The following is a 15,251-nucleotide window of genomic DNA, read 5'->3' on the forward strand; positions in this document are numbered from 1 at the left end:
TTTTATTTCTACGGTTGATGTTTTGGTGATGGGTAGCAATACCTATGCGAAAGTGTTGTCTTTTGGTACTTGGCCTTATGAGGTCCCAGTGATTGTTCTAAGCCAACGAGATCTTAGCGTTCCTAATGAGTTATCCGACAAGATTACTATCAGTAAAGAAGCTCCAGAAGATCTGGTTCAGCGCTTATCTGCCGAAGGAAATCAGCGTTTATATATTGATGGTGCTTCGGTCATTCAAAGCTTTTTGTCTAAAGGATTAATCACAGATATGACGATCACAGTCGTTCCTGTATTAATTGGTGAAGGAATTAGTTTGTTCGGCCATACAGAGCAAGATATTGAGCTTGAGCATGTTTCGAGCAAGGCCTATGACTTTGGCTTTACCCAAATAAAGTATCTTGTGAAGTGATGAGTAGCTAAAAGGCTCTACATCAACTTTTCTTTTCAAATCTCAGTAATTCACTTTGCCACGCATGCTCTTCGTTTGTGAGCGTTGCGTTTTTTTATCCAAGCGTTTCTTTTGCGAGCTTCGTGTTGGCTTGGTGGCTCGGCGTGTCTTTTGAACTACTGTCGCTTTTTGAATGATAGCAAGTAGGCGGTTCAAGGCTTCTTGTTTGTTCTTTTCTTGGGTTCGAAATTCTTGCGATTTGATGATTAAGATGCCGTCTTTATTGATTCGGCTATCACTCAATGCGAGCAATCGTTCTTTATAAAAATCGGGTAGAGATGATCTTGGTATATCAAAACGAAGATGGATAGCGCTTGAGACTTTGTTGACGTTTTGCCCTCCAGAACCCTGTGCACGAATCGCCGAGAAATCGAGCTCGTAGTCAGGGATTTGAACATTGTGTGAAATGACGAGAGGCATAACTGAGCCATGAATTACTTGGGGTCAGAGCAAAAACACTCTGACCCCAATGCTGTTTCCAAGATTATAGGGTTTATTTTTTCTTTTTCTTCTTCTTTTTGCCTGCAGCTTTGCCCGAAGACTTGAGCTTTTTAGGGCCCTTATAGTTGCCTTCAAGATCTTTGATTTTGCGGCGATCAAAGCGTTGCTCTAGATAGCGTTCAATACTTGCCATAAGGTTGAATTCAGCCGCCTCAATGAGTGTCACGGCCGTACCTTTTTCGCCAGCTCGACCCGTTCGACCAATGCGGTGTACATAGATATCACCACGGCGAGGCATTTGGAAGTTGATCACTAAATCCATGCCTTCGATGTCTAAACCACGCGCGGCAACGTCTGTTGCAATCAGTACTTTGACTTGCTCACGACGCAGCTTGCTCATCACTAGATTACGCTGCTTTTGATCTTTATCACCATGCAGAATACCAGCACTAATATTTTGCTGTTGCATCACCCGATAAACTTGGTCGGCTTGTTCTTTTGAATTACAGAACACCACGCAGTGTTTGTATTCTTCGTTCTCGATTAGCCACTGAACTAGTTTAAATTTATGCGCCTTGTCGTCAGCAAAAATAATTTGCTGTGTGATGTCTTGGTGTTTGTCACTGGTTTGATATAGCTCAAGTGTTTCAGGGTTTGTTAGCAAAGCTTCGGCAAGACCGCGTAAGCTTTTGTTTGCGAGTGTCGCTGAGAACATAGAGGTTTGCATGCGCGCCAAACAATGTTCCGCAATCGATAGCACTTCATCGCTAAAGCCCATGTCGAGTAGTCGGTCTGCTTCATCAAGAATCAGCGCTTCAATACTGCTTAAATCAAAGTCGTCACGCGTGACAACTTCTGATAAACGACCCGGCGTCGCGATGATGATTTGAGGTGGATTTTTTACCAACTCAATTTGTTTATTGATGTCTGTTCCACCGCTGACGATACCGAAGGTAAGATCGGTAAAGCGGCCTAGCTGTTTAGCCTGACGAAGTACTTGCTGAGCAAGTTCGCGCGTAGGTACCAGAATTAATGCCAGCGGTTCGCCTTGGTCGCGTCCGAGCAAACGCTCAAATGTTGGGAGTAAGTAAGCCGCTGTTTTACCGCTACCGGTTTCTGCACTCACGAACAGGTCTTGGCCATCAAGGGCGGGTTCAAAACAGGCATCTTGCACCGCTGTCGGCGATTGAAAACCAGCTTCTTTTACTGCGTCGAGCAGTTGTTCGTCTAAGTCTAAAAACACGGTTAAAACTCACGTCATTGAAAGAAAGGCAGCGGCGCATGATGCGTTACTGTAGATGGGCGGAATACTAGCAGATAAACGGATCTGATGTGTGTTTAATCAAGATCGCGGTGCTCTTGATTCAATCTTTTTCATTGTTCGTGTTTCTCAAGACATTCTCCCATTTATTGTTCTGGTTGTTTTATGCACACCTTGTCGCAAAACATAAGCTTGCCTCTTCCATAACGTGTCCGCCCATTCCATTCTAATCATTGCTTTCTATTCGAAGGCTCGAATAAAAATAAAAGAATGGAGAATTATAATGAAGTCAAAACTATTAGCGGGTGTTCTCGCGCTAGGCTTAGCGGCACCTTTAGCCTTTGCTGACGACGAGAAAATCAAAGTCTTGTCTCGTAATGTTTACCTTGGTGCAGATATCTTTCCTGTACTCGCTGCAGCTCAAGATCCTGATCCACTTGCTGTACCTCTTGCGGTTACTGAAGTTTTTCAAACTGCACAAGCAACAAACTTCCCTGAGCGTGCTGGTGCATTAGCGGATGAAATTGTGAGCCGTAAGCCTCACGTCATTGGCCTACAAGAAGTATCTATTTGGAGTACGCAAATTCCGGGTGACTTTTTGATTGGGAACCCTGCTCAAGCTTCCGACGTAGTTTATGATTTTCTAGAAATTCTTATGGCGAATTTAGAAGCGCGTGGACTAAGTTACGAAGTGGCAGCGTCTGTCGACAATGCCGATATTGAGTTGCCATTCGTTGCGGGTATTACTGCGGAAGGCCCGATCTTGGGAGATGTTCGTCTACAAGATAGAGATATCGTTCTCGTGCGTAAGAAAGTTAGCTACTCAAATGCTTTAAGCGGAAACTTTACGGTCAATGGTGTGGTCGACATTAATGGCGTACAGGCCTCATTTACGCGTGGTTATAATATCTTAGATGTGAACGTGAAGGGCGCAGACTACCGTATCGTGAACACGCATTTGGAAGTCGGCGGTTCAGAGCCATTTAAGTCTTTGCAAGCCGTTCAAATGAATGAGTTGCTTCAAATTGTTGATGCGACAAGCTCAGACACTAACCCAATAATTATGCTTGGTGACTTTAATAGTGACCCTCGTGACACACCGTTTGTGTCTGCATCAGGTATTCCAGGCTTAGATGGATTGCCATTGGTACCTCCTTATCTTCAGGCTACTGGAACAGGCTATGGTGATACTTGGCTGATGCAAGATAAGATTCGTGGTGAAGGTCTTACGTGCTGCTTTGATGATGCTGTATCAGATGAAACGGCAACCTTATCATCACGTATTGATCATGTATTCTTGAAGCTTAATGGAAGTGAGCTTGAGCTTGAGCGTGTGAAGGTAAAAGTTTTGGGCGATTCATCGGCGGATATGACCGATACCAGTAACTTGTATCCTTCGGATCATGCGGGTGTATTCGCGAAGATTCGTTTCGACGACTAGCACCAATAAAGAGAGCGAGATTCCTCGCTCTCTTCTTAGCTTTCTATTTTTACCTTAATTTGATTAAACGCATTAGCCGATTAGCGTCGAGATTAGGGCGATCATCAAATACCCGTAACCTAGCGTGGCAGGAAGAAAACCCAGTAAAGTTTTGGCTTTGTCGGCAAAGGTTTTGGGGTTTGCGAGTTCAGGCTTAATCGCCAAAATGATAAAACCGAAAGGGTTGTAGAGTGAGCCAACACAGAGCAAGACGATGACCCAGCTCGGTAGCACTATCTCAAATCGTTCTTGTAAAAAGAATGCTGCAACTAACAGTATAAACATCAGCATGTAATCTATATGCGCACGAATGAGCTGATGGGTCGCAGGGAAGATCTTTTTCAGTGAGCTCATCTTGGCATAAAGAATCAGCGAGGAAAGCCATGCTAAGCCAAGAGACATGAGCATACAGATGGCGCCAGTGATGAGCAGTAAATTTGGATTGGATAGGTTCATTATTGTTATTCGCTTTTAGATAGGGTGCTTAGAATTTGCTTAGGGTTATTTACTCATACTCATCGCTTTTAGTTCTCTTATAAAAATTAATGAGCTGAGAAACGAAGAACGGTTTTTCAGAGATCGATATCAAATCGCCTTCCTGCGTAAAGGCAATGGCTTCAGCCTGTGGTTCAGGACTTGTGTCTAATAATTGTGGTGGAATCGTGAGTAAGCGTTCTTCAACACTCAAATCACTTACGGGCCAAAAATAAATCTGCGGGTAAGTGCGTAGGGCGATCTCACCATTTCGGATGTCTCCAGCCGTAATGTTTTTTATCGCGATCTTGCCAATGGATTCTGCAGTCAGCGACGAATTGCCCTTAAACTCAAAACGATAAAGAAGGTTGTTGTCTTCTCGTTTACTGAGTAGATACACGTTTTTTCCGTCGGCCATTAAGGTTTCTGCATCGCGCGGGCCCTCTTGATAAGAAAGCGTCATTCGCTCTGGCGCGAGCTGCATAATACTATCAGTCTCAAATTTTGGCTCTAGGATGCGGTAGATAAATAGCTCTGAGCGAACAGCGCGATTGTCGCCGATATCGGCGATCAAGATATAGGTTTTACCTTGGATCTGTTGGATCGCAATGTCTTCAAAGTCTTTGTTTTTTGTGTTTTTTAATTCAACCTCTAATTTGACTTCACCCGTTGAAGGATCAAGTAAATAGATACTTGGGTCATTGCCGCTATCGTTATGCGCCCAATAGAGCCCTTCATTTTTATGGCTTGCTACTAAACCTGAAAGCTCAGCCAACTTGCTTGATCGTACTTTCGAGAGCACCTTTGCCTTTTCAAAGCTCGGTGACCATTCAATCGTAGATTCATCCGCAAATGAATAAGCACTAAATACCAGTAAGGCGAGGATGAGTATTAAGGGTTTTGATGTTGTTCGCATATGAATCTTAACTACTGAATGGGACAGTTCGGAAGTACTGCGCACTGCACGGTTGGTTCAGAATTAGCGTTTAGCATCGCTTCAATGTCTTTGCTCGAGCTCTTGAAGTTCTGTTCTTTTGGCGCGAGTGCGAGAGCACATTGCACTGCTTGAGTTGCATTGTCGCAAGATAGCTCTGCCAAGGCATAGGCTAAGTTATTCCAATAACTTGCGATGTTCGGCGTTTTAAGGATGGCTTCTAAATACATGGTTTGTGCTTCTTCGAATTCATTGAGCTGGTAGAGCAGATTGGCCAAACCAAAATTGAATGTGCTTTGCCCGGGCCATACTTCCTTTGCATGGTAATACGCATCCACGGCAGTGGACGTCTGCCCAACTTCAATAAGTTCTTCTAGGGTCTTTTGATAAGGCAATGGTGACGCCGTGGCGGGGACTTTGTGCGGCGGCAAAATGACAATCGCCCAACTCGGCGCATTGTTGGCCCATGTGCGTTCAAATGTGCCAAGAGCAATAGTTGTGTTTGCTTCGAGCCCACTGTGCAAAGTCACTGTTTTATCATCAAGGTCATAACCAACTACTAAAGCGTAGTGCCATACAGGATGGCTTCCGAGCGCAAGGTTTTGTAGCACTAAAACTGGATTGCCCCTAGAAACCTCGTGAAATACGGATTTCATAGTTGGAGCGAGTTCGTAGGGAATTAACTCGAAGCGGCGAGCTGCAGCTTTAAGCTCTATTTGAAAGCTTCCTTGACGCTCTGGCACGTAGACCATATTCACAAGCGTTGAGAGTTCAGGGTTCAAGCCTTGAGCTTGTAGCATCATGCTCAGCGCGGCTGGGCCACAGAAATAATCTTCTTGGGTGACAAACGGCACATCAAGTTGATGCTGACGGGGAATGTCAGAGCTTATCTCAGACATAAGTGCGCGAGACTGCGGATAGCTAGCACAACCGCTTATTACTGCACTCAAGAACATAATCAAAAACGCCAGCTTTAAGCTGGCGTAAGAGGGGTGGCTTAAGGTCATTGGAGCCTACTGATTAATACTGAATCGTTTTAATTGCGGGGAAGAAATCGACTGTACCGAGTAAGTCCAAGACAATCATAAGCAATAAAACGAAGACAATTAAAGCGAATACACCAATGCCGCCAGCAGGTAATTCGTCAATTTGTGCATTAAATGCACTGAGTTCTTCTGCTGTCATGTTTGCGACGCGTTGCTCTAGTTCAGCCGCGTCGACACCAAGTGCCGCTAGCGCTTGTTTCGCATCATCTGCTTGAAGGCGATCTAGAATTTGGCTGCGCTCAATTTCCGCTGTTTGTAACTGAATAATTTGATCCGTTCCCACCATGCCTGCTGTTGCTGTGGAAAGCGGTAAAAACGAGACAATAAGAAGAAGGCATAGAGCCCGAACTGAGCGAACACTAAGAGAGCGAAAATACGACATAAATCACCTTGATAGACTTTTGTTTTGTTATAGCGTCCTAGAATAAGTCAGCTGAGGTGCGAATTAAAGATGAAATATGTTTCGTTGTTTTAAGGATCTTTCGTTTGTAACTCTCTCGAAAATTCTCTCAAACAAATTTTTACGTAAGAGCTAAGCAATACAAAAACTAACGACTACGCTTAAGGGCGCAAAAAAGCTTGCTTGGGAAAACATAATGAAGAAAAGCGCTCTTCTTAACTCTGACGTTTCACATCTCATTGCCAGTATGGGACATGGTGATGAAATGACGATAGCCGATGCCGGTTTACCGATCCCTGATGACGTAGAACGTATCGATTTGGCATTAACGCATGGCGTACCGAGCTTTGAGGATACAGTGCGAACGGTTCTATCGGAACTGCAAGTCGAGGCGGTGTTCATCGCGCATGAAATAAAAGAGCATAACCCTTCTGCCCACCAGATTTTGGAAGGCTTACTTGATGATGCAGAGCGTGATCAAGGCGCTGATATTTCTCGTCATTATGTTAGTCATGAGGAGTTCAAAGACATAAGTTGCGATAGTTTAGCGGTCGTTCGGACGGGCGAGTGCAGCCCATATGCCAATGTCATATTTCAATCAGGCGTTGTGTTTTGAGTGCAGCGCTCTTAGGGATGGGATGATGACTGAGGCTATTTTACAACTGAAAGATATTGAGAAGTCTTTCCCTGGAGTGAAAGCTTTAGATAAAGCTTGTTTGAGTGTTTACCCCGGGCGGGTGATGGCCTTAATGGGTGAAAACGGCGCAGGAAAAAGCACAATGATGAAAGTGCTAACTGGCATCTACCGCTCTGACGGTGGGAGCGTTCATTATCAAGGCGAAACGGTTTCTTTCTCTGGTCCACGTGAATCGCAAGAAGTGGGGATCAGTATTATCCATCAAGAATTGAATCTCGTTCCCGAGCTAACCATCGCCGAAAACATATTCTTAGGACGCGAACCGACCAATGCCTTTGGCAAAATTCAATGGAAGAAAATGTTTGAACATGCCGATCAGCTCTTGGCGCGTTTAAATGTTCCATACAGTTCCAAAGCCTTGCTAGGCACCTTGCGTTTTGGCGAACAGCAAATGGTCGAAATCGCCAAAGCGCTCTCGTTTGAGTCCAAGGTGATCATCATGGATGAACCGACGGATGCTCTTACCGATAAAGAAACCAAATCTCTTTTCAAAGTCATTGATGAATTACGCGCGCAGCAATGCGGCATTGTGTATATCTCGCACAGGATTAAAGAGATCTTTGAAATGTGCGACGACATTACGGTGCTAAGAGATGGCAAGTTTATTCGGGAACTTTTGGTGGTACAGACCAATGAAGATGAATTGATCGAACTAATGGTCGGCCGTAAGTTGGAAGAACAATATCCAAGGATTCCTGTACAGCACGATGGTGTTTGTCTTGAAGTTTCTGGTTTGAGCGGCGCTTATATCAAAGATATAAGTTTTCAGTTAAGAAAAGGCGAAATTTTAGGTGTGTCTGGTCTAATGGGCGCTGGGCGAACTGAATTAATGAAAACCATTTATGGTGCTGAATCTAAAAACGCTGGTGAAATGAAGCTCAATGGCAAAGTGGTCGAACCAAAGAGTCCGCAGCAAGCACTTGAGGCAGGAATTGCTTACATTTCTGAAGATCGAAAAGCAGACGGTTTAGTGTTGTGCCTATCGGTGAAAGAAAACATGACCTTGTCTTCTTTAAAAGACTTAACCAAAACAGGACGCATCGAAACGGCACAAGAACGTGCGCAAGTGGATGAGTTTATCAAAGCCTTCAATGTGAAAACGCCAAGCCAGTCGCAGATGATTGGTAATCTCTCTGGCGGAAACCAACAGAAAGTATCGATTGCAAAAGGCCTTATGACATCACCCGATGTGCTTATCCTGGATGAGCCGACACGTGGCGTAGATGTGGGCGCGAAGAAAGAGATTTATCAACTCATTAACCAGTTTAAAGAGCAGGGTATGAGCATCATCTTGGTGTCGTCCGAAATGCAAGAAGTACTAGGTATGAGTGATCGAATTTTGGTAATGCATGAAGGCAAACTGACTGGTGAGTTCAAGGCTGAAGAGGCTGATCAAGAGTTACTTTTGGCATGTGCGGTGGGTCAAACTCAACAGCAAGCGACAACAGCGGAAGTGGAGGCATAAACGTGGTCGATGCGGTGCGTAACAAAATTTTCAGCAAAGAATGGCTGATTGAGCAGAAGTCATTAATCGCTTTATTGCTCTTGATTGTAGTGGTGTCTTTTCTAAACCCGAATTTCTTTACGGTTGATAATCTACTCAACATCTTACGCCAAACATCTGTCAACGCGATTATCGCAGTGGGCATGACCTTTGTGATTCTGACCGCTGGCATTGACTTAAGTGTGGGCTCGGTACTCGCATTATGTGGTGCTATTTGTGCGAGCATGATTGGTTTAGAGGTGCCGGTAATGATCGCAGTTCCTGCGTCATTGCTCGCAGGTGCACTGCTCGGCGCTATTAGTGGTGTGATTGTTTCAAAGGGGAGGGTGCAAGCCTTCATAGCAACCTTAGTGACTATGACCTTGCTGCGCGGCGTAACCTTGGTTTATACCGACGGTCGACCCATTTCAACTGGCTTTACTGATACTGCCGATAGTTTTGCTTGGTTCGGTACAGGCTATGCGTTTGGTATTCCTGTTCCTGTTTGGATTATGGTCGTCGTTTTTGGTGCTGGTTGGTATGTACTCAACCACACGCGTTTCGGCCGTTACGTTTATGCCCTTGGCGGCAACGAGGCGGCAACAAGATTATCTGGTATCAATATTGATCGAATTAAAATCGGTGTATATGCGATCTGTGGTTTTCTCGCAGCACTTGCCGGCATCATTGTTACCTCGCGGCTATCTTCTGCGCAACCGACAGCTGGTATGGGTTATGAGTTAGATGCTATTGCCGCAGTGGTACTCGGTGGAACTAGCTTAATGGGAGGCAAGGGCCGAATTATAGGGACTCTGATTGGTGCCCTAATTATCGGTTTCTTAAATAACGCTCTGAATCTCTTAGATGTCTCGTCGTACTATCAAATGATTGCAAAAGCAGTCGTAATATTACTGGCGGTACTCGTGGATAATCGAAGTAAATAATCTGTTGTTAATGACGTAATAACGAGTCGAAATGTGCTGTCTCGATCACACAAGACCAAGGACATAAAGATGAAAAAACTGATTACTCTTGTTTCAACCTTATTGGTGTTGGCTTCTTTTTCTATGATGACAAAGGCAGCTGACACACTGGCTATTGTAGTCTCCACCTTAAACAACCCTTTCTTCGTGACGATGAAAGACGGCGCTGAAGCCAAGGCAAAAGAGTTGGGATATAAACTCATCGTGCTCGACTCACAAAACGACCCAAGCAAGGAACTATCGAACATTGAAGATTTGACGGTTCGTGGGGTGAAAGCAATCTTACTTAATCCAGCAGATTCAGACGCGGCGGCCAATGCTATTCGCATGGTTAATCGCGCCAAAATCCCCGTGTTAACCTTGGATCGTGGCGCTTCGCGCGGAGAAGTCGTCACTCATATTGCCTCTGATAACGTTGCTGGTGGCGAAATGGCTGGGCAGTTTATTGTTGATAAAGTTGGTGCAGACGCAAAAGTGATTCAGCTTGAAGGCTTAGCAGGTACTTCGGCAGCGCGCGAGCGTGGCGAGGGCTTTATGAAAGCGGTTGAAGCTAGCAACATTCAACTTCTCGCTAGCCAGCCAGCAGACTTTGATCGCACCAAGGGGCTGAATGTGATGGAAAACTTGTTAGCAGGCAACCCTGAAGTACAAGCAGTATTTGCTCAGAATGATGAGATGGCATTGGGTGCATTAAGAGCGGTGCAAGCGGCAGGCAAAGACGTATTAATTGTTGGATTTGATGGAACAGACGATGGCGTAGCGGCTGTAAACCGCGGCCTATTAGGTGCAACTGTCGCTCAGCAACCAGATTTAATTGGATCGCTTGGCGTTGAAATGGCGGTAAAAGCTCTTAACGGAGAGCAAGTAGAGAAAACCGTCGCGGTGCCATTAAAAATTATTTCTAAGTAAGGGATTACAGATGTCGCAGCTTGTTGTTCTGGGAAGTGTGAACGCCGACCATGTATTGCAAGTGCCTTCCTTTCCGCGCCCAGGTGAAACCTTGCTTGGGCGAAATTACCAAGTGATTCCCGGAGGGAAGGGCGCAAATCAGGCAGTTGCTGCGGCGCGCTTAGGTGCAGATGTTTGTTTTATTGCTTCGGTCGGCGATGATACGTTTGGTCAAAATATGTTGGACCGATTTCGTGCTGATGGTATCGACATTTCTAAGCTGCATGTCCAACTCCAAACACCAACTGGCATCGCGATGATTCAAGTGGCTGATAGTGGTGAAAATAGTATTTGTTTATCCGCTGAAGCAAATGATGCGCTGACCGAAGAACTTGTGAATCTGAATATTGAAACGATTACGCAAGCCGATACCTTATTGCTCCAATTAGAAACTCCGATGGATGGTGTTCGACGCGCTGTTCAAGCGGCACATGCTGCCGGAACACAAGTTGTTTTAAACCCAGCTCCTGCACAAGCGTTGGATGATCAATTGTTAGCGTGTGTCGATATCATTACGCCTAACGAAACCGAAGCAGAGGTGCTGACTGGCGTTAGCGTGACGGATGATTTATCAGCACAATTAGCAGCTAATGTGCTTCATGAAAAAGGTATTGATTGCGTGCTAATTACCTTGGGAGCAAAAGGTGTTTGGTTAAGCATGAAAGGTGATGCGGTGGTGAGTGAGTTGATTGCAGGCTTTCGTGTTCAAGCTCTTGATACCACTGCTGCGGGTGACACATTTAACGCGGGGTTAGTGACGGCCATGTTAGAAGGCAAAACGATCGATGAAGCGATTCGTTTTGCCCATGCTGCTGCAGCGATTTCAGTGACGCGTTTCGGCGCGCAAACATCGATACCTGAACGCTCTAAAGTAGACGCATTTATAGACGCGTCTTAATCACATCATCTCACCGCTGTATTAGTTAAGCGACAACCTCAGGTTCTTTTTCTTCGGCGTAGATTTTGACTTGTTCAGAAAATGCATCGCTCAACGAAAACAATTTGTGTGTAAATACTCCTGAGATGACTTCGTTATAGTGACTGAACGACTGCGTTTTCTTCAGAATTTCAATGAAGGTATCAATCGCAAATTGGATCGCTTCTCGTGACTTTTCCTCGGAACATATTGCGTATTGTGTACTAGCATGCAGCAATATCGTTGCGCATTGATGCGCGAGATAATTGAACTTCTGTTGAGGATGTTGGATTGAACTCAATGTGAGTGCAAGCACATTCAACTCTTGCAGCAGAGCATGCTGAAGGTCATACAGTTGTGCGCCAGCTGCAGGAGATTTTTTTGTATACCAACCGCACGGTATGGGGCTAATTCCTTCTTCGATAATCAAATCAGTGTTCGTCGGGAGCGGATGGTTCGTTTCAAAATCTTTAATCTGACAACGAATGTTATTGTTCGTTTGATTAATGTCTATTTCGCCAAGCGTATTGGTCAGTGATGGCTGTCCATGAGATTCGCCAATATCACTATGAAGCGTGTAGAGCTGCGAATATTTAGAGGCCAAATAGTCTAAGTAGTTTTTCTTTAGCTGCCCTTGCTCATTGACATAGATACCAAGATTCAACATGTAGTCCGGCGTTAAGTTACTACGATAAATAGTAAAACCAAATTTGCCATTTTCGTAATTGAGAATCTTTCCAGCAGCGATGAAGCTAGGACAGTTTAAGCCTTTCTCTTTTAGCTTTTCATTTTCTAGTGCTTTTCTCTCGGCATGATACAAGCCAGTGTTGTATTCCAGTGTGCCTACGATTGATCTGTTAATAGAACCTTTGATTCCTTCATCGCTGAAGTACTGTGTCCCGCCTGCGGGGTTCCCGCGTTCTTCTTGGTATTCGCCATAAAACTCACCTAATAAAGGGTCTTTAAGAACGAATGTGGTGTGATCTTCGGTGGGACTAATAAGGCCTAAACCACCAATAAAATATAACTGACCACTTTTAGGGTCGAAGATTGCGAGGTTCCGCGAAATATTATTCTTCTTAGGGCGATCACAAAGAATTAGTTCGGCCTTTTCAAGTAGAGACGGGTCGCCTGTTTTAACGAAAGATAAGAGTATTTCCTCAGTGCTTCCCGGTTCAAAATCAACGAAATCCTTGCTGAGCTCAGCGTATTCATTCAACCCGTATTCTTGTTCGATTTGATACTCGGAACGTTCGCTTTTTAGGGTGTAGGGAGCAAATTTAATGATTTCGTCTTGTTCATTGATTTTGCAGTGAAGCCAAGTCGCTTGGTTTTTCTTTTCTATTGAGAACATCTTATTTTTCGTCTTATTTTAAAAAACTGCATTATATGAATAGCTTTGCCTCGGTGATGGTACGAGTGTCCCAAAGTAACACCAAGCTTGCATTCATTCACATTTCAAAGCCAAACAATACTCGCCCTAAAACAAGTCAAAGCCTGATTTTTCCCTATCAGTTTACGAGCGCCTGTGGTGCGTTTGGTTCGATCTTGCTCTCACTTATATCTGTTCAAAAGTATTAAATTCGAAATAAACGTATGAATGATAAGGTAATGTCGATGCTGCCAAGGGCTGAGTCGTCATTCACTTTGTACACGTAGACCTTATTGTCATCTTTACTGCTTACATATAAATGGTTTGAGTCGACCGCAATGCCACCCGCTTGCACGGCAGGAATCGTGAAGAAGTTGATGATGCTTGAATTACTTTTGTCAATTCGATGAATTTCCGTATCGAGTATGCCGACCTCACCAACAGCGGCGATATATACATATTGGTTGTCCGCAGTGAATCGCCATTCAACGGCATTGATTGTTGTGAGTGTTTGGATGTTTGTGGTGTCTGATATTGGCATGGTCAGCAGACCAAATGGATCTTTTACATAGAGTTGATCGTGATCCATAAACACATCGCCAATAAATATAGAGCCGTTAACCGAGGCGACGTGATAAAAATTATCGGTAATTTGTCCGTTCGCAGTTTGATAGAAATTAAGATCTTCCATGCCATCAGAAGTCATGATCGCGCCGTTTAAATTGAAACCAGAGAAGTAGTTGTCGGGTTTTTTCGTCGAGACGACTTTTCGTTCTTTTAATGAGTAACTAATTAGTTCTGTATCGAAAGCGCTATTCTCGGCATAGGCGAACATATATTGGTTATCGATGCCGAAGCGAGAGACAGGAGAGCCAATATTGTATTCCACTGGATTAAGCAGCTGCACGCTTGTTGCAGATGCCGAACCATCATCGACGAAGTTAAACTGAGAAGTAGTAAAGCCAAAATTGCCCAAGGTGACAGCAGAGGTTCCATTACCGTTACTTGTGGATTGGTCGTGAATGCTATGCCCTGTTGATTGACGATCACCGGATCTAGATGAGCTTTAGCAAGCGGTAATGAACATAATGCTAAGTATTACAGAGATAAGTCGGGCAGTTGATTGGGTGAAATGCATACTGATTTACTTCTCACGACAAAATACAAAATAACCGTTTCTGGCATGCCAATGAGGGTAGTCGTTCAATAAATGCTCTGCATATATGGCTCTGTAAAATTTAGTAATGACGGAATTGCATACTGTGTAAGGAGTAAGTTAATAGGATTTTATAACTCCGTTCTAAAGCGCGCTGAATAATCGTTGCAGGCCCGCGTAAAGCAGCGATCAGCCGTTTCTCTCAATTTTCTCTTTTCTTCACCTACTTACTTATCTTTGTGTTTCGCCTTAGTATTAGCGCCAGATAAAAATTAAAACTCGCTTCAACTAGGGTAGTTTCATGCCACAAAAAATTCTTGTCACTGGTGCGTCAGGCTTTATTGCTGGGCACTGTATTCTTGATCTTTTAGAACATGGTTACCAAGTGCGCGGCACTGTGCGTAATCCCGATAAAGTTCCAGCACTTCGAGCCATGTTTGCGAAGTACACAGACAAGGCCGATAGCATTGAATTTGCGCAAGCAGATCTTCTTAGTGAAGACGGATGGACAGAGGCTGCGCAAGGCTGTGATGGTTTGTTTCACCTCGCGTCGCCAGTTCCGCTGCAACAGCCGAAGAATCATGAAGAAGTCATTCGTCCCGCTGTAGATGGCGCTTTAAATGCTTTAAAAGCGGCAAACAATTCCGGTATTAAACGCGTTGTGTTGACCTCATCGATTGCTGCGGTGATGTTTGGGCATAAGGAAAAGCATCGTACTTTCTCTGAGGCAGATTGGACCAATGTAGAAGCGACCGATGTGGCCTATTACAAGAGTAAAGCCTTAGCTGAAAAAGCCGCGTGGGACTACGTAAAAGATACCGATATTCAGCTATCAACTGTCTTACCTGCTTTTGTATTAGGGCCTGCACTGGAGAGTGACTACGGAACCTCGTTACAACTAATCGTAGAATTACTCAGCGGCAACTACCCAATGGTGCCAAAGATTGGCTTTGAGGCTGTTGATGTGCGCGATATCGCGACGTTGCATCGCTTGGCTTACGAAAAACCAGAAGCGGTAGGCAAGCGATTTATTGGCGCAAACGGTTGGGTGATGTTTAAAGATGTTGCCAAGACTCTCAAGGGCGCTTATCCCAACAATAAAGTTTCTACTTTTGAATTGCCTGAGCTACTGTCAAATCTATTGTCTTATGTGGTGAAGGACATGGAGATGGTGAAAGGAGAGGGGGGTAAAACGAAGAAGGCAGACAACTC

16 protein-coding genes are annotated in these 15,251 nt (G+C 44.4%); 8 read left to right on the forward strand and 8 right to left on the reverse strand.

Annotated elements, in window-relative coordinates; genetic code table 11:
- On the forward strand, nucleotides 1–409 hold a 409-nt coding region (locus tag A3738_RS22495), incomplete at its 5' end, for a dihydrofolate reductase family protein (protein WP_068763861.1).
- A 42-nt stretch (nucleotides 410–451) separates the two neighbouring features.
- Here A3738_RS22495 and arfB read toward each other — a convergent pair.
- Both arfB and A3738_RS22505 read right to left on the reverse strand, forming a co-directional pair.
- Complete coding sequence (gene arfB / locus A3738_RS22500) at nucleotides 452–868, reverse strand: alternative ribosome rescue aminoacyl-tRNA hydrolase ArfB (RefSeq protein WP_068501797.1); 417 nt, start codon at nucleotides 866–868, stop codon at nucleotides 452–454.
- A 73-nt stretch (nucleotides 869–941) separates the two neighbouring features.
- Nucleotides 942–2,132, reverse strand: coding sequence for a DEAD/DEAH box helicase (locus A3738_RS22505; RefSeq protein WP_068501794.1), 1,191 nt, complete (start codon nucleotides 2,130–2,132; stop codon nucleotides 942–944).
- Nucleotides 2,133–2,433: 301 nt separating this feature from the next.
- Between A3738_RS22505 and A3738_RS22510 the strand changes: the two genes are divergently transcribed.
- Complete coding sequence (locus tag A3738_RS22510) at nucleotides 2,434–3,591, forward strand: endonuclease/exonuclease/phosphatase family protein (protein WP_068501791.1); 1,158 nt, start codon at nucleotides 2,434–2,436, stop codon at nucleotides 3,589–3,591.
- Nucleotides 3,592–3,663: 72 nt separating this feature from the next.
- On the opposite strand, the gene A3738_RS22515 is transcribed toward A3738_RS22510, so the two are convergent.
- From A3738_RS22515 to A3738_RS22530, 4 genes are read right to left on the reverse strand one after another with little or no spacing between them, the layout of a single operon-like run.
- Nucleotides 3,664–4,086: a hypothetical protein gene (locus A3738_RS22515; protein ID WP_068478962.1), complete on the reverse strand. Its 423-nt coding sequence runs from the start codon at nucleotides 4,084–4,086 to the stop codon at nucleotides 3,664–3,666.
- A gap of 49 nt (nucleotides 4,087–4,135) precedes the next feature.
- Nucleotides 4,136–5,020 (reverse strand): hypothetical protein, encoded by an 885-nt coding sequence (locus A3738_RS22520; RefSeq protein ID WP_068501788.1) that lies wholly within the window; start codon nucleotides 5,018–5,020, stop codon nucleotides 4,136–4,138.
- Between the two features lie 11 nt (nucleotides 5,021–5,031).
- Nucleotides 5,032–6,045, reverse strand: coding sequence for a PA2778 family cysteine peptidase (locus A3738_RS22525; protein ID WP_068501785.1), 1,014 nt, complete (start codon nucleotides 6,043–6,045; stop codon nucleotides 5,032–5,034).
- Between the two features lie 13 nt (nucleotides 6,046–6,058).
- Entirely contained in the window at nucleotides 6,059–6,466 is a 408-nt protein-coding gene (locus A3738_RS22530; protein WP_068478953.1) for a PA2779 family protein, read from the reverse strand.
- Between the two features lie 214 nt (nucleotides 6,467–6,680).
- On the opposite strand from A3738_RS22530, the gene rbsD reads away from it, so the two are divergent.
- The 5 genes from rbsD to rbsK all read left to right on the forward strand — a co-directional run bounded on the left by rbsD (nucleotide 6,681) and on the right by rbsK (nucleotide 11,493).
- Nucleotides 6,681–7,100 carry a D-ribose pyranase gene (gene rbsD, locus A3738_RS22535; protein ID WP_068501781.1) on the forward strand — a complete coding sequence of 140 codons (420 nt, stop codon included), beginning with the start codon at nucleotides 6,681–6,683 and terminating at the stop codon, nucleotides 7,098–7,100.
- Between the two features lie 25 nt (nucleotides 7,101–7,125).
- A complete protein-coding gene (gene rbsA / locus A3738_RS22540) occupies nucleotides 7,126–8,646 on the forward strand; it encodes a ribose ABC transporter ATP-binding protein RbsA (RefSeq protein WP_068478948.1) in 1,521 nt (506 codons plus the stop codon).
- 14 nt (nucleotides 8,647–8,660) lie between these two features.
- The gene (gene rbsC, locus A3738_RS22545; protein ID WP_231876736.1) at nucleotides 8,661–9,608 is read left to right on the forward strand and encodes a ribose ABC transporter permease; all 948 of its coding nucleotides are present in this window, start codon (nucleotides 8,661–8,663) and stop codon (nucleotides 9,606–9,608) included.
- A gap of 69 nt (nucleotides 9,609–9,677) precedes the next feature.
- Nucleotides 9,678–10,556 (forward strand): ribose ABC transporter substrate-binding protein RbsB, encoded by an 879-nt coding sequence (gene rbsB / locus A3738_RS22550; protein WP_068478945.1) that lies wholly within the window; start codon nucleotides 9,678–9,680, stop codon nucleotides 10,554–10,556.
- 10 nt (nucleotides 10,557–10,566) lie between these two features.
- On the forward strand, nucleotides 10,567–11,493 hold the full coding sequence (rbsK, locus tag A3738_RS22555; protein WP_068501778.1) for a ribokinase: 927 nt from the start codon (nucleotides 10,567–10,569) through the stop codon (nucleotides 11,491–11,493).
- A 25-nt stretch (nucleotides 11,494–11,518) separates the two neighbouring features.
- On the opposite strand, the gene A3738_RS22560 is transcribed toward rbsK, so the two are convergent.
- Both A3738_RS22560 and A3738_RS22570 read right to left on the reverse strand, forming a co-directional pair.
- Nucleotides 11,519–12,865, reverse strand: coding sequence for a hypothetical protein (locus tag A3738_RS22560; RefSeq protein WP_068480967.1), 1,347 nt, complete (start codon nucleotides 12,863–12,865; stop codon nucleotides 11,519–11,521).
- Nucleotides 12,866–13,088: 223 nt separating this feature from the next.
- Nucleotides 13,089–13,859, reverse strand: a complete 771-nt coding sequence (locus A3738_RS22570; RefSeq protein ID WP_068480973.1) for a hypothetical protein — start codon at nucleotides 13,857–13,859, stop codon at nucleotides 13,089–13,091.
- A gap of 481 nt (nucleotides 13,860–14,340) precedes the next feature.
- Here A3738_RS22570 and A3738_RS22575 point away from each other — a divergent pair.
- Nucleotides 14,341–15,251: aldehyde reductase (locus A3738_RS22575; protein WP_068763862.1), on the forward strand; the 911-nt coding region annotated here is incomplete at its 3' end.

It is taken from the genome of Oleiphilus sp. HI0066 (genome assembly GCF_001635725.1).